The sequence below is a fragment of the Flavobacterium sp. KACC 22763 genome (assembly GCF_028736155.1).
GTDB lineage: Bacteria > Bacteroidota > Bacteroidia > Flavobacteriales > Flavobacteriaceae > Flavobacterium.
This window is the reverse complement of record NZ_CP117879.1, coordinates 1,280,278-1,299,073: the sequence shown is the minus strand read 5'-3', so window position 1 is coordinate 1,299,073 and position 18,796 is coordinate 1,280,278. Positions and strand designations below refer to the sequence as shown.

Sequence of the window (18,796 nt, the reverse complement as noted above, 5' to 3'; positions counted from 1 at the left end):
TTTTTAAATATTAACCTCTATTTTAGAAGCTTCTATAATTTGGTGGATATCTGCGTCTACAACTTCTTTTTTAATATCAGCGAATTTCAAGAATTCGATGTAAACGATATCCAATTGTACTTTTGTCAATTCGTAACCTACTTTTTTAGCACGGTAAGCCAAAGCAGCTCTTCCGCTTCTAGCTGTTAGGATGATTGAAGATTCATTTACGCCTACATCTAACGGATCCATGATTTCATAAGTAGCTCTGTTTTTGATTACACCATCTTGGTGAATTCCAGAACTGTGTGCAAAAGCATTTGCCCCTACGATTGCCTTATTTGGCTGCACAATCATACCCATACTTTCAGAAACTAAACGGCTCATTTCGTTTAATTCTCTTGTATTAATGTTTGTGTCTAAGTTTAAGTAAGGATGCTGTTTGAAAATCATTACCACTTCTTCAAGTGCTGTGTTTCCAGCTCTTTCACCAATACCATTAATAGTACATTCTATTTGTCTTGCTCCATTTATAGCTCCTGCGATTGAGTTTGCAGTTGCCATTCCTAAATCATTATGACAGTGACATGAAAGGATTACGTTTTCAATTCCTTTTACGTTTTCTTTTAAGTATTTAATTTTTGCTCCGTATTCTTCTGGAAGACAATATCCAGTAGTATCAGGAATGTTTAATACTGTAGCTCCAGATTTAATAACTTCTTCACAAACTTTTGCAAGGAAAGCATTGTCTGTTCTACCAGCATCTTCAGCGTAGAATTCAACATCTTCTACATAAGATTTAGCATGTGATACAGCAAATTTTGCTCTTGCAATAATATCTTCAGGCGTAGTTTGTAATTTGTGGAGTATATGAGATTCCGAAGTTCCGATTCCAGTATGGATTCTAGGTTTCTTAGCATGCTTTAAAGCAGCTGCAGCAACATCAATGTCGTTTTTTACGGCTCTTGTTAGTCCGCAGACGGTTGCATTTTCTACAATTTTACAAATCTCAGAGACCGATAAAAAATCGCCTGGACTTGACACAGGAAAGCCAGCTTCGATAATGTCAACTCCCATTTTGTCTAGTCGTTCTGCGATAACTAATTTTTGCTTAGTATCTAACTTACATCCTGGAACTTGTTCACCATCTCGCAAAGTGGTGTCAAAAATTTGAACTTTCTCTCTATTCATATTCATTAATTTAATGTAATTTCACATCTTGATAACAAATATATATTGTACTATTACAGTACGAAATTCATTTTAATGAAATTATACTGTTTATAAAACGATTTATACTTCATTAACTTACTTATAATCAATAAGTTATATTATTATTTTTTACAATGGCTAACCATCAAAAAGATTTCTTATTTGTTCTAATCAAATCACTTTCAAAATCAGAAAAAAGGCAGTTTAAAATTTTTGCAAGCCGATTAGAGACGAGTTCAAACACAAAATTTATCGAATTATTCAATATTTTAGATAAATCTGAAGTTTACGATGAAAAACTCATTCTGAAGAGTGGTGTTATCCAAAAAGTACAGTTATCTAACTTAAAATCATACTTATACAAACAGATCTTAGTGAGTATAAGATTAAATATTCCCAGCCAGAATATTCGTTATCAGCTACGTGAACAAATGGATTTTGCTGTTATTCTTTATAATAAAGGATTATACAAGCAGAGTTTAAAAATATTGGACAAAACAAAACAGCAGGCTCTTGAGAATGATGAAAAATATATGGCGTATGAAATTGTAGAATTCGAAAAATTAATCGAATCGCAATATATTACACGAAGTATTCAAGGCCGTGCTGACGAATTGGTTATTCAAGCCAAAGAATTAAATTACAGAAATACAATTTCAAGCAAATTGTCTAATTTATCGCTTCAGCTATACGGAATCATGCTAAAAACAGGTTACGTAAAAAATGATGAAGAATACAGATATATTGATGATTACTTCAATAAGCATATTTCTAAACTTGATGAGAGCAAGTTTGGTTTCCGCGAAAAATACTGGTTTTACAATGCCAATCTTTGGCGAAGCTTTTTAGTACAAGATTTTTTGGCGAGCTACAAATTTGCCTATAAATGGGTGCAGCTTTTTTATGATAATCCAAATATGATTTATCTGAATCCTGTATTTTTCTTAAAAGGAAATCACTATTTCTTAGAATCGCTTTATATGCTAAAATATACATCGAATTTCAAGAAATACCTAAATCTTCTGGAAGAAACCATTACAGATCCTAAATTTCCTGCAAATGATAATATTGCCTCTTTGTCATTTCTTTACGTTTATAACAACAAGTTAAATCTTCATATTTTAGAAGGTACTTTTGCAGAAAGCGAATATCTGATTCCTGAAATTCTAGAAAAACTGAAACTTCACAGCGAACATTTAGACGAACATCACGAAATGTTATTCTTCTATAAGTTTGCTTCTATTTATTTCGGAAACGAAAAATATAATGAGTGCATCAATTATCTGGATAAAATCATCAACAATAAAAACTTGACAATGCGCGAAGATTTAATGTGTTTTGCGAGATTATTGTCGCTTATTGCACATTATGAGCTTGGGAAAGATTATTATTTGGAGAATCATTTAAAAAGCACTTATAAGTTCTTATTGAAAATGAACGACTTGCATGAAGTCCAAAAAGAAATCATCAAGTTTTTAAGAAATTTAAATAACTTCTACCCTGCTGATATTAAAAAGGAATTCAAGAAAATGCACACTCGTTTTGTAGAGCTAGAAAAGAACACATACGAAAAAAGAGCTTTCTTATACTTAGATATTATTTCATGGTTGGAAAGTAAAATTGAAAACAGAAAAATTGCTGATATTATTAAGGAGAAAGCGAAATTGAATAATCGCTAAGATTAAATTTCAATAAAGAAATTCCAAATTCCAATAAAAAAGCACTGAAAACAACAAACCCGACAGGTTTTTAAAACCTGTCGGGTTTTAGAATCAAAAAAATCCCAAACTCCAACGAAATTGGAATTTGGGATTTTTTATATTGAAAATTAAAAGAATTTATTCGACTATATTAGATGTTGTTACATAGAAATCTTTATCTACTTCAAGTTTTCTGTCTTCATTATCTGTTTTCACAGATTGCCACTCTGTTGTTGGTTTTAGCCAAGTTTCAACACCGTTTAATTTTACTCTTACTGGCATATCAAACTTAGAAACACAGTTTGTCCAATGGTATCCGAAAGTTCCATTTTTAAATATGTATTCAAAAACCGGAATTTGAGTTGTAGTTAAATATTGTGCAAAAACTCTGTTGAAGTTAATTCCAGACTGCTCGTTAATATAATCTTGAATCTGTTTTCCGGTAACTGTCTGATGATAAAAAGTTTTATTCATACCTCTTAAAATCGATTTCCATTTAGCATCATCATTGATTACCTGACGAATCATATGAAGCATTGAAGCTCCTTTTGGATACATATCGCCAGAACCTTCATTATTTACATCATAATGTCCGATAATTGGCTTATCATTTTGAATATTTTTTCTGCACCCAATTACATATTCTGCTCCAGCATCTTTTCCGTAATAATACTCCACAAAAAGACTTTCAGAATAATTGGTAAAACTCTCGTGAACCCACATATCAGCAATATCTTTGTAGGTAATATTATTAGCGTACCATTCGTGACCAGATTCATGAATGATGATAAAGTCAAACTTTAATCCCCAGCCTGTACCGCTTAAATCACGTCCTAAATAACCGTTTTTATATTGGTTTCCGTATGTAACAGAACTTTGGTGCTCCATTCCTAAATACGGAACTTCAACCAATTTATAACTGTCTTCGTAGAACGGATAAGGCCCGAACCAGTTCTCAAAAGCTTTCAACATTCTCGGAGCATCTTTAAACTGCTCTTTTGCCAAAGCAAGATTATCTTTTAAAACATAATAATTACAGTCTAAATTTCCTTTTTCGCCTTTAAATACTTCTGAAAAATTAACGTAATCACCAATATTGATATTTACACCGTAGTTGTTGATAGGATTTGAAACGTACCAGTTGAAAGTTTTTGTTCCGTCTTTTTCTTTTTTAACGCTTTTTAATCTTCCGTTAGAAACCTCAGTTAAATCTCCAGGAACATTTACACTGATTAACATGTTTTCTACTTCATCATACATATGATCTTTACACGGCCACCAAACACTCGCGCCTAAACCTTGACAAGATGTAGCAATAAAATCTTTTCCGTTTTTATCTTTTTTCCAAGAAAAACCACCGTCCCATGGTGCTCTAACAGCTTCTTTAGGTTTTCCGTTAAACGAAATTTTAATCTCTTTTGTATCTCCAACTTTTTGCTTTTCATTTAAAGTAATAAAAAACGCATTTCCGTCTCTTTCAAATTTTAATTCTTTTCCATTCTGCGTTACTTTGGTAATGTTCATTGGTTGCTGCAAATCGATCTGCATACGGTTGTTTTCTGTCAAAACAGTATAACGAACTGTATTAAAACCTGAAATTGATTTTTCTTTCGGATTTACTTTTACATCAAGGTGATAATATTTTAAATCCCACCAAGCTCTTTCTTTTGTAATGCTTCCGCGTAAAGTATCCTGATGTGTAAAAACGGTTTCTGACTTACTTAAAAGTCCCTGAGCATTGGCAGTAAAACCAACCAAAAAGGCGAAAACTACGCCACCAAAGTATTTTTTCATTATTTTAGAATTTGAAATAATTAGGTAATTAAACCAGCTTAATCTTCAACAAATGTAAACATTCGAATTAAGTTTTTTAAAAAATTATCATTTCAATACAAATAAACAATATTCAAATTCATTATTCTTCTCTATTTTAGTACTTTCAAAATTTTAGATTTCATAATATGAGATTAACTACACTTGTTTTCTATTTAATTATAATGCTTTCGACAGTTGCCAATGCACAAACCATTCCTGTTCATAAAACAAATAAGCAAATAATAATTGACGGAAACTTATCTGATTGGAACGAACCATTTCTAGGTCCTTTTGTAATTCATAATTCTGGAGAAAAAGCATTGCAAAATACTTTTGTTTCACTTTCGTGGAATGATGAAAACTTATTCTTAGCCTATAAATGCAATGATTCTCAAATTATTGGAACATCACAAAAAAGAGACTCTCAGATATATAATACCGATGATTTAGTTGAAATTTTTCTCGATCCAGATGGAGACAGCCAGAATTATATTGAAATTGGAGTAAATGCATTCTCTACAAATTACGATTTACTTTTAAAATGTATTTCACCAGAATGCGGCGGCTGGAATACGTCAATGGACTTTGATATTAAAGGCCTAGAATCTGTGAGTAAAATAACTTCCGAAGGATATATTGTAGAAATTAAAATTCCGTTTTCTAGTCTTGAGAAAATTAAGAATGGTGGTTTTATAAAGCCAAAAATCGGAACGAAATGGAAAGGAAACGCTTTTAGAATTGATTACGGTAACACAACCGAATATCTTGCTTTACAGCCTTATAAGAGCTCAAAATTTGGATTCCATCAGCCTGAAGAATTTGCAGTTTTTGAATTTGTCGATTAATTATATAACGGGGAAAAATTGTACTTCTGTTGGCTTATAATACTCCGCGTCATCAACTAAAAACTTAAAAGCCGTATTCGTTTTTGTTATTTTATAAACTTCAAAAATTGATTTATTGCGTACGAAATTTATATTTTGATAAAACCTATCATTAAAATTTCCATAAAATGTATAGGTTTCCAAAAACATAGAAATCCCTTTCTTTAGAATTGTCGGGTTTAAAAATGCTTTAGGCAAGAATATATCAAGAAAGGTATTGTTATCTACATACAACTCTCCAGTGCTTTCATTAATTGGATAAAAATTCCCATATGGAGATCTTTCCAAAAACAAAATCATTCTCTGTCCTTTTTTTAGTTCTTTATTTCGGGGATCACATAGCCACTCTTTCCAGATTGCTACATTAATTTTTGAGTTCGATTTCCCTTTTATAAATTGACTTACAGTGAACTCATATTCATTTTTAGAAACTTTAGAAATAGTTCCATCAACAATCAAAACGGCTTTAGAGATAACCAATGAATATGGCATTACATCTTTCTTAAAGCCATAGTTTAAATTCGGAACCAAAAACAAAAACAAGTATACAGCTAATCGCATAAATTATTATTTAACACTAAAATAATAATTTTCTTTGTCATTTCGACCGAAGGGAGAAATCACACTTGTAAATCGATAAAGATTGAAGACATTCTTTGGGGAATTTCTAGTGTGGTTTCTCCCTTCGGTCGAAATGACAAGCTTATGTTATTTCTGACGTTTCTTTAAAACTTCAACAACATCATTCAATTGATATCCTTTTGCTTGAAGCAGAATTAAATAATGAAAAAGTAAATCCGCGCTTTCGCTAAGAAACAAATCATCATTATTATCTTTAGCTTCAATTACCACTTCTACTGCTTCTTCACCTACTTTTTGCGCAATTTTATTGATTCCTTTTTCGAATAAAGAAGCCACATAACTTTTCTCAGAATCAGCATTTTCTCTTCTAGTTTTGATCGTGTTTTCTAATTGTGAAATAAAACCATAATTTGCATCATTCGGTTCTTGCCAACATGTATCTGCGCCTGTATGACAAGTTGGTCCTACAGGTTTTGCTTGAATTAAAAGTGTATCTCCGTCACAGTCATTTTTAATACTTACTAAGTTCAAAAAGTTGCCACTCTCCTCACCTTTTGTCCAAAGTCTTTGTTTTGAACGGCTGAAAAAAGTTACTTTCTGCGTTTCTATTGTTTTTTGAAGCGATTCTTCGTTCATATAACCCAGCATCAAAACATTTTTTGTTTCTGAATCTTGGATTATTGCCGGAATTAATCCGTGTGCGCTTTTGATATCGATGTCCATGTCTATTTTAGATTTTAGATTTCAGATTTTAGATTCTAAGAACTGAAAATTTATTTTTTTTGATTTTTTGATATTGCTATTGATTGGAATTTGGCGCTTCAAAAATTGGAATTTTACAACCTTACTTCTATATTGTTATTTCTTAATTCTTGTTTTAAAGCTTTGATTTCGATTTCTTTAAAATGAAAAACACTCGCTGCTAATGCTGCATCGGCTTTTCCTTTTTGAAATGAATCAACGAAATGCTGTATGTTTCCTGCGCCTCCAGAAGCGATTATTGGAATATTTACTAATTCTGAAAGTTTCGCCAAAGCCTCATTTGCAAAACCGTTTTTAGTTCCATCATTATCCATTGAAGTGAAAAGAATTTCTCCTGCACCACGTTCTGCCACTTCAACAGCCCAATCAAACAGATTCAATTCAGTTGGCACTTTACCCCCAACTAAATGCACAATCCATTGTCCGTCAATTTGTTTAGCATCAATTGCTACAACAACGCACTGACTTCCAAATTTCTGAGCCAAATCATTAATCAATTGCGGATTTTTTACTGCAGATGAATTGATCGAAACTTTATCGGCTCCATTATTCAGCAGAATATCAACATCTTCTACAGATGAAATTCCGCCGCCAACTGTAAACGGAATATTGATTTTTTCTGCAACGCTTCGCACCATATTTACCAGTGTTTTACGTCTTTCTTCAGTTGCCGAAATATCAAGAAAAACCAATTCGTCTGCACCTTCAGCTGAGTAAATTTCAGCCAACTCCACAGGATCGCCTGCATCACGCAAGTCCACGAAATTAACGCCTTTTACGGTTCTTCCGTTTTTTATATCTAAGCAAGGTATGATTCTTTTTGCTAACATTTTTTTAATGTGTTAATTAGATAATTAGTCAATTAGATAATTACTTCACGTACTGTGCAAATTATCTAATTATCAAATTTTCTCATTTTCTAATTATAAAATCCTCTAATTGTTTCAAACTGATTCTCCCTTCGTAAATTGCTTTTCCGATAATTGTTCCTTCGCAACCTAATTCGGCTAGTTTTGGTAATTCGTCGAAAGTTGAAATTCCGCCAGAAGCAATTAATTTTATGCCGCCAGCTTCTGCTAAAATTTTGCTGTATAAATCAAAACTTGGACCTTGCAGCATTCCATCTTTCGCAATATCGGTGCAAATGACATATTGAATTCCTTTTGATTGATAATCCTGAATAAACGGAACCAAATCTTCATTTGATTCTTCTAACCAGCCAGAAACTGCGATTTTTTCGTCCTTCGCATCAGCGCCAAGAATAATTTTCTCGGAACCATATTCTGAAATCCATTTTTCGAAAATAGCTCTGTTTTTTACTGCAATACTTCCACCAGTTATTTGGTTTGCACCGTTTTCAAAAGCAATTCTCAAATCATCATCCGATTTTAATCCTCCACCGAAATCAATTTTTAAGCTGGTTTGCGTTGCAATCTGTTCTAAGATCTTATAATTGACAATCTTGCTTGATTTTGCACCGTCAAGATCCACTAAATGAAGATATTCAATTCCGTGCGCTTCAAATGATTTTGCCACTTCAAGCGGATTCTCATTGTAAATTATTTTGGTATCATAATCACCTTTGGACAAACGAACGCATTTTCCTTCAATGATGTCTATGGCTGGTATTATTCGCATTTAATTTTAGATTTTAGATTTTAGTCCCGATAGCTATCGGGATGATATTTTGATTGTTATTGATTTTTGAACTTTCAAATTGGAATTTGGGATTTAAGAAATTGGCATTTTTAGAAAATTGCCTAGAATTTTCTCTCCTACATCTCCGCTTTTTTCTGGGTGAAATTGAGTTCCATAAAAATTATCTTTTTGTAATGCCGATGCATACTCAATGCCGTAATTGGTTGTTGCGATAGATTCTGCACAATTTGGAGCATAAAAACTATGAACCAGATACATGAATTCATTTTCAGAAATATCTTTGAACAAATCGGTTTTTAAATCATAAATCTGATTCCAACCCATTTGCGGCACTTTTACGTTGTTTGAAAATTTCAAAACATCAACATCAAAAATCCCTAAACCTTGCGTATTTCCTTCTTCAGTCTTATTGCACATCAACTGCATTCCCAGACAAATTCCTAAGACAGGCTGTTTCAATTGTGGAATCAAACCATCTAAACCGCTTTCACGAAGTTTAGCCATCGCCGAGCTCGCCTCTCCCACGCCAGGAAAAATCACTTTATCAGCCGATTTAATTTCTTCTGGATTATTACTCAGAACAGCTTTGAAACCCAATCTTTCAATAGCAAACATAATGCTCTGAATATTTCCTGCTCCGTAATTTATAATTACTATTTTCATTTGTTTTTTGTTTGTTTTGTTTCAGGTTTCAGGTTTCAAGTTACTCAACAAAACGTGAAACCTGAAACCTGAAACTTGAAGCAAATTTTAAAGCATTCCCTTCGTTGAAGGCAAAATCATTTTTTCGGTATCTCTTTTTACGGCTACTTTTATGGCTTTCGCGAAAGCTTTAAAAATGGCCTCGATTTTATGATGTTCGTTGATTCCTTCTGCTTTGATATTTAAGTTCGCTTTTGCTCCGTCTGTAAACGATTTAAAGAAGTGATAAAACATTTCAGTCGGCATTTTTCCAACCATTTCACGTTTGAATTCGGTTTCCCAAATCAGCCAGTTTCTTCCACCAAAGTCAATTGCAGCTTGCGCTAAACAATCGTCCATTGGAAGGCAGAATCCGTAACGCTCGATTCCTAATTTATTTCCTAACGCTTTCGCAAAAACTTCCCCCAAAGCAATTGCTGTATCTTCGATGGTATGGTGTTCATCTACTTCTAAATCACCTTTTACGGTAATTTCCAAATCCATTTGACCGTGACGTGAAATTTGATCTAACATGTGGTCAAAAAAGGCAATTCCGGTGTCGATTTTACTTTTTCCGGTTCCATCAAGATTTAGATTGATATAAATATCGGTTTCGTTTGTTTTACGAGTAATTGAAGCCGAACGAGCTTCTAATTTTAAGAACTCATAGATTTTCTTCCAATCCATTGTTTGTAAAACAATTGTTCCGTTCAATTCTTCACGTTTTGATGAAATCTCATTGCTTCCAATTCCATCTGTATCGTTCATAAAAATGGCTTTTGCGCCTAGATTTTTAGCCAATTCCACATCTGTTAAACGGTCACCTAAAACAAAAGAATTTTCTAAATCATATTCTGGATTGTTCAAATATTTAGTCAACATTCCCGTTCTTGGCTTTCTTGTTGGTGCATTTTCCTCTGGAAAAGTTCTGTCTACAAAGATTTCATCAAAAACAACTCCTTCGTTTTCAAAAGCTTTTAAGATGAAATTCTGCGTTGGCCAAAACGTATCTTCAGGAAAACTTTCTGTTCCTAGTCCGTCTTGATTCGTTACCATTGCTAATTCATAATCTAATTCGTTAGCAATCTTAGCCAAATATTGAAATGCTTTCGGATAAAATTCTAATTTATCCAAGCTATCTAATTGATAATTTTCAGGTTCTAAAACAATCGTTCCGTCACGATCTATAAAAAGTACTTTTTTCATATTTTATGTATTTTGCCACAGATTAAAAGAATTAAAATGATTTTTCTTTTGCCACGAATTTGCTTCGCCTATTCGCTTTCGCTCGGGTCACAAATTTCACTAATTCAATTCGTATAAATTCGTGTAAATTCGTGGCAAAAAAATCATACAAACAGAATAAAAAAATCATTTTAATCTGTATAATCTGTGGCTAATATTTTTAGTTCAACAATTTTAATTCTCTAATTACAACTGCATTTTCTTCTTTTGTTCCAATTGTAAAACGAAGACAATTTTCGCATAAAGGCTGTGTTGTTCTATTGCGAATAACGATTCCCTTCTCAATTAATTGATCATATCTTTTGTTAGCGTCATCTACTTTTGCTAAGATAAAATTGGCTTCAGTTGGATATACTTTTTCTACAAAACCTACTTCAAGCAAAACTTTAAGTAATTCTTCTCTTTGTTCAATAATAGAAGCTATTTCTTGTTTTATTTTATCCGAATCTTTTAAACGTTCTTTCGCTCTTTGCTGCGTTAGTTCGTTTACGTTGTAAGGCGGTTTTATTTTATTCAAAATAGAAATTACTTCTTCAGAAGCATAACAAATCCCTAAACGAATTCCAGCCAAACCATAGGCTTTAGAAAGTGTTTGTGTAATAACCAAATTTGGATATTCGTCAATCTCCGTCAGCCAGCTTTCTTTCTCCGAGAAATCAATATAAGCTTCATCAATAACAACTAGGCCTTTGAAATTTTGAAGCAGTTTAACTACGCTTTCATCTGAAAATGAATTCCCTGTCGGATTGTTTGGCGAACATAAAAAGATGATTTTTGTATTCTCATCAACCACTTCTAAAATCTTCTCAACCTGTGGCTGAAAATCAGTAGTCAATAAAACTTCTCTGTTTTCAACAGCATTAATATTCGCTAAGACACCATACATTCCGTACGTTGGAGGCAACGAAATAATATTATCTTTATTAGGCTCGCAAAAAGCTCTAAAAAGCAAGTCTAAAACTTCATCACTTCCGTTTCCTAACAGAATCTGACTTTGTTTTACTAAATTATTCTTAGCTAAAATAGCCTTAACCGAATTCTGTTGTGGGTCTGGATAGCGATTTACTCCATTTTGAAATGGATTTTCATTGGCATCCAGAAAAATCATTTCGGCTGTGTCAAAATCTTCAAACTCGTCTCTCGCAGAAGAATATGGCTTTAAAGATTTTACGTTTTCACGTGTTATTGTATTTATATCGAAAGTACTCATTGTTTTTATTTTTTTTTTAGAGAGGAAAGAATCAAGATAAAAGAACAAAGACTTAAATCTTGGCTCTTGTCTCTTTCTTCTTTTTACCTTAACGAATTTAATCTCAGCGTCACAGCATTTTTATGTGCTTGTAATCCTTCGGCTTCGGCCATCAATTCTATTGCTTTTCCAATGTTCTGAATTCCCTTTTCTGAAATTTTTTGGAAGGTCATCGATTTCATAAAACTATCCAGATTTACACCACTATAATTCTTCGCATAACCATTTGTCGGCAAAGTATGGTTAGTTCCCGATGCGTAATCACCAGCACTTTCTGGAGTATAATTTCCGATAAAGACGGAACCTGCATTTACAATTCCGTTGCAATAGAAATCATCATATTCTGAGCAGATTATAAAGTGCTCTGGTCCATATTCATTGATTAAATCTAAAGCAATCTGATCATTTTCAACATAAATTAATTTTGAATTTTCAATCGCTTTTTCAGCAATGGCTTTTCTGGGAAGCAATTCCAATTGTGATTGAACTTCTTTTTCTACTTCTGCAATTAGTTTTTTGGAAGTCGAAACTAAAATCACTTGACTATCTGTTCCGTGTTCTGCCTGAGACAATAAATCTGAAGCTACAAAAGCTGGAACAGCAGTATTATCGGCAACGATTAGCAATTCAGAAGGGCCTGCAGGCATATCAATAGCCACACCAAACTGAGTAGCCAATTGTTTTGCTACAGTAACAAATTGATTGCCTGGTCCGAAAATCTTATATACTTTCGGAATTGACTGTGTTCCAAAAGTCATTCCTGCAACAGCTTGAATACCGCCAACTTTTAGAATTTTAGTTACTCCGCATAAATTTGCAGCATATAAAATTGCCGGATTAATTTTTCCTTTTTTATCTGGCGGAGAGCATAACACAATTTCTTTACAGCCAGCAATTTCTGCTGGAACTGCCAACATTAAAACAGTCGAAAACAAAGGTGCTGTTCCTCCTGGAATATATAAACCAATTTTTTGAATCGGTCTTTTTTCCTGCCAACAGTTTACTCCTTCTATAGTTTCAACAGAAACACGATCTGTTTTTTGAGCACTGTGAAATTTATAAATATTGTCTTTTGCTAATTCAATAGCTTCTTTCAGTTCAGTTGGAATCAAACTAATCGCCTCCTCAATTTCTTTTTGAGAGACTTCATAATTTTCTAACGAAATACCGTCAAAAATCGAAGTATATTTTGCAACAGCTTCATCTCCTTTTCTTTGAACTTCTTTGAAGATTTCTTTTACTGTAAGCTCAATGTCATCAACAGTCTTAGTCGGTCTTTTTAATATTTCTGACCAGATCTCTGGTTTTGGATTGTCTATTTTATTCATAATATTTTCAATATTAAATTCCAAATCTCTAAAATTCCAAATTCCAATTCTTTATTCTAAAAATTAACGATAAGTTTGGAATTTGAAATTTAAAAATTGAAATTTCTTTTATAGTACCATTTTCTCAATTGGACAAACTAAAATCCCCTCTGCCCCTACTTCTTTCAACTGGTCAATTACGTCCCAAAAAGTATCTTTGTCGATTACGGAGTGAACACTGCTCCAGCCTTCTTGCGCTAATGGAAGAACTGTTAAACTTCTCAAAACTGGAAGGATTTTTCCAACGGCTTCAATTTTATCGTTTGGAACGTTCATTAGGATATATTTTGAATTTCTAGCTCGCAAAACAGCTTGGATTCTAAATTTTAAAGTATCAATATGTTTTTGGATTTCTGGAGAAACCTTTGGAGAAACAGCTAAAACTGCCTCACTTTTTAAAATAACTTCAACTTCCTTTAAGTTATTTTTGAATAATGTGCTTCCGCTTGAAACAATATCAACAATTGCATCTGCAAGACCAATATTTGGGGCAATTTCTACAGAACCAGAGATTTGGTGTATATCTACAGTTATACCAAATTTATTAAAATATTCTGTTACTGTATTCGGATAAGAAGTAGCAATTCGAAGATTCGCTAGATCTTGTACAGAATTGTATTCAAAGGTTTTAGGAACAGCTACAGAAACTTTACATTTTGAAAATCCTAATTTTTGAACCACTTCGATTCCTTTTCCTTTTTCTACTAAAAGATTATCGCCAACAATGGCTAGATCAACAACTCCGTCAATTAAATATTGAGGAATATCTGAATTTCTCAGGTATAAAACTTCAAGAGGAAAATTTGAAGCTTCAGCTTTCAGCTGGTCGATACCGTTGTTTATTGAAATGCCACAGTCTTTTAGGATTTGAATGCTGTCTTCGTTTAAACGACCAGATTTTTGAATTGCAATTTTTAAAGTACTCATTTTTTAGTTGTTTGTTGGATTAATAGTTTGAGTACAAAGAGAGCTTAAATTAAAAAACCCGTTTGATGTACTCAAACGGGTTTTAAAATATGATGATTTACACGCATATCATTAACACATCGCTTGAGAGCAATAATGTAAATGATGATGATGTAATTGAATTGAAATCATGATTTGTTTTGTTTTTACTTCTTTGATTCGGTTGCAAATATACTAGATAAAATATTTAAAAAGCAATTTTTATTTTAACTTAACGATAGTTTATTGTTAAAAATCATTGCAGACGGCAATATGACTAATAATTTTAAAATTACTTTAACGAATTATCATATTCATCAAAAACCAATAGTACTTTAGTGCCTACCCCAATTTCACTTTCAATTTTAAACTTAATTTTAAGCAAATCTGTCATTCTTTTCACAATAAACAATCCAAGACCAGTTCCTTTAATTTCTGAATGACTTAGCGAATCTGATCTGAAAAAAGGATTTAAAATTGACTCAAGATCTTTTTTGGCAATTCCTATTCCATGATCCAAAATATTACAGATAATTTTCTGATTTTCTCTCGATAATGAAATTCTAACTTCACTGTCAGGTTTTGAATATTTTACCGCATTTGAAATTATATTTCGCAGAATTGTTACTGTTAAATAATTATCTGAGTAAATACAAAATTCTTCTGACGCTTCTAAAACTACATTTATTCCTCCTGATTTAATTTTCTCTGTATTTAACTTCAGAACGTCTAAAACAACAGCATTTAAGTAGACATTTTCTTTAAGAATATTCTGTTTTTGGTTCTCAAAACGAGCCATCATAAGTAACTGATCCACTAGAGAATTTAAGTGATCAACCTCATTAATACAATAGTTAATTTTCTCTTCGTATTCCTTATTATCTCGAGGTTTACGTATAAGCACTTCAAGTGTTCCTTTAATAACCGTAAGAGGTGTTCTTAGCTCATGAGAAGCATCAGAAGTAAATTGTTTTTCACGTTCAATAGCATCTTCAATACGGTTCAACAAATTATTAATGGTTTTAGAAAGCGTAAATAATTCATCTCTTGTTTTTGGCAATGGAATACGCGCTTTCAGATTGTCTTTCGTAATAATCTTAGCAGTCTGAATGATATTATTTATGGGTTTAATGCTTCGACCCGCATAAAATCTAGCCAAGAAAAACAATATCAGCAAAATGATGGGAAAAGTAATCAATAAAGCATCCATAAGATTATCTAAAACTTTTGAAGAATCTGACAGCGACATCGCAATAATCAAATAACCAACTTTTTTAGACTGCACATGGAGCGGAACCTGAATTTGACGAATTTTATTTCCTAATAGATGAGTATCAAAAGGATGGAAATCCTCTTTTTTTTGATAAAAAACAAGTTTCTCATTTTTTAAATTGGGAGATTTTTCGATAATCTGTTTGTTCAAATTTAAAAACTGAACAAAAATTGGATTTACGTCAACCGAATTATGTTCTCTTTCCTCCCATTCTTCGGCATCCATAAAGATTACAACACCTTTTTCTATTCTTAGTTCCTTAAAATGGTCTTGAACTTCTATGTTCAAATTTTCATCAATGTGATTATAAACGGTCAGTTTTACAATAAAATAAATGGCAGAAAAGACCACCAAAACTAGCAGTCCCGTTCCTACAATATAGTTTAATGCTATTCTGTTTTTAAAAGATAATGATGTCATTTGCTAATCATTGGCAATATATCCAATGCCTCGGATGGTTTTAATATAGTCTTCTTCAATTTTAAGGTTCAGTTTTTTTCGAATTGCATTCATAAAGACATCTATAACGCCAGTATCATACTCAAAACTAATCTCCCACACGTCTCTTAAAATCTGGTTTCTAGTGCAGACTTTTCCTTTATGCTGAATTAGGTATGCTAATAGCTCAAACTCTCGCTGGGTTAACGAAATTTCTTCGTCTCCTTTCAATACAATATGTCTAGATAAGTCCATTGTAATGTTTCCCAGTGTTAGAGTCTCAGTTTGTTTTTTATTTCTAAAATGAACTTTAATTCGCTCCACCAATTCCTCAAAACTGAAAGGTTTTTTAATATAATCGTTTGCACCGGCTTTCAGACCTTCAATAGTTTCTTGAACCGTGTCTTTTGCCGTCAAAAAAATGATTGGAGTCTCTTGATCTTTAACTCTAATAGCTTTGCACAAATCAAGACCATTAATCTTTGGCAACATCCAATCTAAAAGAATTAAGTCAAATTTTTGTTCCTGAACGAGTTCAAACCCTTTAGAACCATCAGCAGCAGTAGTTATTTGATATCCCTCTTCTTGCAACCCTTGTTTTAGAAATTGAACAATTCCTACTTCGTCTTCAACTATTAAAATATGCATTTATCGTATCTGATTAAATTTGAATTTCATTTTTGCCATTCAAAGATAGATAATTTAGCTCTCAGAAAGAATCCAACCCATCAATAAATAAAGAAAACCAGTGTCTTAAGCAAACTTTAAGTTAATGTTAAGTAAGGTAAAAGTCGAACTTAATCTGGCATTAATCATTCGAAATTAATTTTGTAAAAAAATAAGTCCGATGAATTTTTACAAAAAACTTTCTCCTTTTTACAACCTTGCTTTACTGTACTTTATAGTGAGTTTTACGCTTAGAATAGTATTGCTATTTCATCCTATTACCCAAAGTTCATTTACATTTGCAGAGAGCCTAAAAATATTTTCATTTGGTTTACTATCAGACTCTTTTGTATTTGTACTAGCTTCGGGCTTTTTGTGGCTTTACCTTATTTTTATTTCCAATTCAAAATACAACAAGCCTTACGGGTATATTATACTAGCAGGTTTTATGGCGCTTTTACTTTATATCGCCTCAGGGAAAAGCATTTTTGATGAATATGGCGGTGCTTTACCCAAAATCGTTTTGATTTTTGTTTCGTTAAAAACACTTTTGTTTGCACTTTTTCTTTTTCTTCCAAAACATAGAGATAAAATCAGGTTTTGGCTTTTTGCATTTGTGATCTTTTTATACGTTTTTGTTATTCTTCAGAATGCATTAAGTGAATTTTTCTTCTGGAATGAGTTTGGTGTAAAATACAACTTCATAGCTGTCAATTACTTGATTTACACCAATGAAGTTATCGGAAACATTATGCAGTCCTATCCAGTAATTCCGATATTTTCAGCTTTATTCATCATTACAGCAATCATCACTTATTTTATTATCAAGAAATCAAGAAATTATATTGATGAAATTCCAAGTTTTAGTGAGAAAATAAAAATTACAGCTCTTTATGCAGTACTATTTTTTGTGTCTTTAGTAGCTGTACCAGGATTAGCCAAAACAGAAAACTCTAAAAACGTCTTTGTTAATGAGTTACAATCTAACGGAATCTATAAATTCTATCTAGCTTTCCAGAATAACAAATTGGATTATTTTAAATTTTATAAAACAATTCCAAACGAAGAAGCATTTGCTCTGTTAAAGAAAGATTTCCCTTCTATATCTGGAAAAAACACATTACGAGAAATAAAAGAAGATTCTCTAGAACAGCATAAAAATGTGGTATTAATTACGATTGAAAGCTTAAGTGCTGATTTCATGAAAGTATATGGAAACGAACAAAACATTACGCCATTTTTAGACAGTCTTGCACAAAAAAGTTTACTCTTTACAAATATTTACGCCGCAGGAAATCGTACAGTTCGTGGACTTGAAGCTGTTACTTTATGTTTGCCTCCAACTGCTGGTGAAAGTGTTGTAAAAAGAGAAGACAATAAGAATAAATTCTCAACTGGATCAGTTTTCCTTAAAAAGGGCTACAATGTTAAATTTATGTACGGTGGCGATGCTTTTTTTGATAACATGCAGGACTTTTATACAGGAAACGGTTATCAGATTATGGACAAATCGAGTTTTGCTGAAAACGAAGTCACTTTTTCTAATGTTTGGGGAGTTTGCGATGAAGACATGTACAACAAAGCAATCAAAGTTATGAATGCTGAAGCCAAACAAAACAAACCTTTTTTCAATCATATTATGACCGTAAGTAATCACAGACCTTTTACTTACCCTAATAACAAAATTGATATTCCTGGAAATATTAAATCTCGCGATGGAGGTGTGAAATATACAGATTATGCACTTAAACAATTCTTTAATCAAGCCTCAAAACAGCCTTGGTTTAAAAATACAGTTTTTGTAATTATAGCTGATCATTGTGCTTCGAGTGCTGGAAAAACAGAACTTCCGTTAGACAAATACAGAATTCCTGCTTTAATATATTCGCCAGACATGAAGCCAGAAAAATTCAACAAACTAATGTCGCAGATTGATATTATGCCAACATTATTCGGACTTCTTAATTTTGACTACGAAAGCAAATTTTTTGGACAAGACGTATTCAAACCAAGTTATCAGCCAAGAGCTTTTATAGCAACTTATCAGGATCTGGGTTTAATAAAAGACAATGTTTTGACGATTTTGTCTCCAAAACAACAGATAAAGCAGTTTCAATTAAAACTTAATGAGAAAGCTGGAATTTCTCCTGAATTTCAAATTCATTACGATGAGATTCCGCTTAAAACTGAAAACAAGAATTTACTAGATGAAACTATCTCTTATTATCAATCAGCATCTTACGTCTTGAAAGAGAAAGAATATCAGTTTAAAGATTTAACGAATAAGAATAAAAAGTTATACGCAAACGTTCGTTAACTAAAGAACAAAAAAAAGCCTC

General features: G+C 32.4%; 16 protein-coding genes. 3 read left to right on the top strand and 13 right to left on the bottom strand.

Going from position 1 to position 18,796, the window contains the following annotated elements; all coding sequences use genetic code 11:
- Positions 1–3: 3 nt before the first annotated feature.
- On the bottom strand, positions 4–1,170 hold the full coding sequence (locus tag PQ463_RS05605; RefSeq protein ID WP_111378209.1) for a 2-isopropylmalate synthase: 1,167 nt from the start codon (positions 1,168–1,170) through the stop codon (positions 4–6).
- Between the two features lie 155 nt (positions 1,171–1,325).
- Between PQ463_RS05605 and PQ463_RS05600 the strand changes: the two genes are divergently transcribed.
- Positions 1,326–2,870, top strand: coding sequence for a hypothetical protein (locus tag PQ463_RS05600; RefSeq protein WP_111378046.1), 1,545 nt, complete (start codon positions 1,326–1,328; stop codon positions 2,868–2,870).
- 159 nt (positions 2,871–3,029) lie between these two features.
- Here the strand turns inward: PQ463_RS05600 and PQ463_RS05595 are convergent, their stop codons facing one another.
- A complete protein-coding gene (locus PQ463_RS05595; protein ID WP_274256714.1) occupies positions 3,030–4,685 on the bottom strand; it encodes a M1 family metallopeptidase in 1,656 nt (551 codons plus the stop codon).
- A 167-nt stretch (positions 4,686–4,852) separates the two neighbouring features.
- Between PQ463_RS05595 and PQ463_RS05590 the strand changes: the two genes are divergently transcribed.
- Positions 4,853–5,551: a carbohydrate-binding family 9-like protein gene (locus PQ463_RS05590; RefSeq protein WP_274256712.1), complete on the top strand. Its 699-nt coding sequence runs from the start codon at positions 4,853–4,855 to the stop codon at positions 5,549–5,551.
- Here the strand turns inward: PQ463_RS05590 and PQ463_RS05585 are convergent, their stop codons facing one another.
- The 11 genes from PQ463_RS05585 to PQ463_RS05535 form a co-directional block, all read right to left on the bottom strand.
- A complete protein-coding gene (locus PQ463_RS05585) occupies positions 5,552–6,151 on the bottom strand; it encodes a hypothetical protein (RefSeq protein WP_274256711.1) in 600 nt (199 codons plus the stop codon). It abuts the gene before it with no gap.
- 147 nt (positions 6,152–6,298) lie between these two features.
- A complete protein-coding gene (gene hisIE, locus PQ463_RS05580) occupies positions 6,299–6,895 on the bottom strand; it encodes a bifunctional phosphoribosyl-AMP cyclohydrolase/phosphoribosyl-ATP diphosphatase HisIE (RefSeq protein WP_274256710.1) in 597 nt (198 codons plus the stop codon).
- Positions 6,896–7,008: 113 nt separating this feature from the next.
- Positions 7,009–7,764 (bottom strand): imidazole glycerol phosphate synthase subunit HisF, encoded by a 756-nt coding sequence (gene hisF, locus PQ463_RS05575; protein WP_274256709.1) that lies wholly within the window; start codon positions 7,762–7,764, stop codon positions 7,009–7,011.
- Positions 7,765–7,846: 82 nt separating this feature from the next.
- Positions 7,847–8,572 (bottom strand): 1-(5-phosphoribosyl)-5-[(5-phosphoribosylamino)methylideneamino]imidazole-4-carboxamide isomerase, encoded by a 726-nt coding sequence (gene hisA, locus PQ463_RS05570; RefSeq protein WP_274256708.1) that lies wholly within the window; start codon positions 8,570–8,572, stop codon positions 7,847–7,849.
- A gap of 93 nt (positions 8,573–8,665) precedes the next feature.
- On the bottom strand, positions 8,666–9,256 hold the full coding sequence (gene hisH / locus PQ463_RS05565) for an imidazole glycerol phosphate synthase subunit HisH (protein ID WP_274256707.1): 591 nt from the start codon (positions 9,254–9,256) through the stop codon (positions 8,666–8,668).
- An 87-nt stretch (positions 9,257–9,343) separates the two neighbouring features.
- Positions 9,344–10,480, bottom strand: a complete 1,137-nt coding sequence (hisB, locus tag PQ463_RS05560) for a bifunctional histidinol-phosphatase/imidazoleglycerol-phosphate dehydratase HisB (protein WP_274256706.1) — start codon at positions 10,478–10,480, stop codon at positions 9,344–9,346.
- Positions 10,481–10,679: 199 nt separating this feature from the next.
- Positions 10,680–11,729, bottom strand: coding sequence for a histidinol-phosphate transaminase (gene hisC, locus PQ463_RS05555; RefSeq protein WP_274256705.1), 1,050 nt, complete (start codon positions 11,727–11,729; stop codon positions 10,680–10,682).
- Positions 11,730–11,812: 83 nt separating this feature from the next.
- Positions 11,813–13,096 (bottom strand): histidinol dehydrogenase, encoded by a 1,284-nt coding sequence (hisD, locus tag PQ463_RS05550; protein ID WP_274256704.1) that lies wholly within the window; start codon positions 13,094–13,096, stop codon positions 11,813–11,815.
- Between the two features lie 108 nt (positions 13,097–13,204).
- Positions 13,205–14,062 (bottom strand): ATP phosphoribosyltransferase, encoded by an 858-nt coding sequence (gene hisG, locus PQ463_RS05545; protein ID WP_274256703.1) that lies wholly within the window; start codon positions 14,060–14,062, stop codon positions 13,205–13,207.
- Between the two features lie 310 nt (positions 14,063–14,372).
- Positions 14,373–15,773 carry a sensor histidine kinase gene (locus PQ463_RS05540; protein WP_274256702.1) on the bottom strand — a complete coding sequence of 467 codons (1,401 nt, stop codon included), beginning with the start codon at positions 15,771–15,773 and terminating at the stop codon, positions 14,373–14,375.
- Positions 15,774–15,776: 3 nt separating this feature from the next.
- Positions 15,777–16,439, bottom strand: coding sequence for a response regulator transcription factor (locus PQ463_RS05535; RefSeq protein ID WP_274256701.1), 663 nt, complete (start codon positions 16,437–16,439; stop codon positions 15,777–15,779).
- A 199-nt stretch (positions 16,440–16,638) separates the two neighbouring features.
- On the opposite strand from PQ463_RS05535, the gene PQ463_RS05530 reads away from it, so the two are divergent.
- Positions 16,639–18,774 carry an LTA synthase family protein gene (locus PQ463_RS05530; protein WP_274256700.1) on the top strand — a complete coding sequence of 712 codons (2,136 nt, stop codon included), beginning with the start codon at positions 16,639–16,641 and terminating at the stop codon, positions 18,772–18,774.
- The last annotated feature ends 22 nt before the right edge of the window (positions 18,775–18,796 follow it).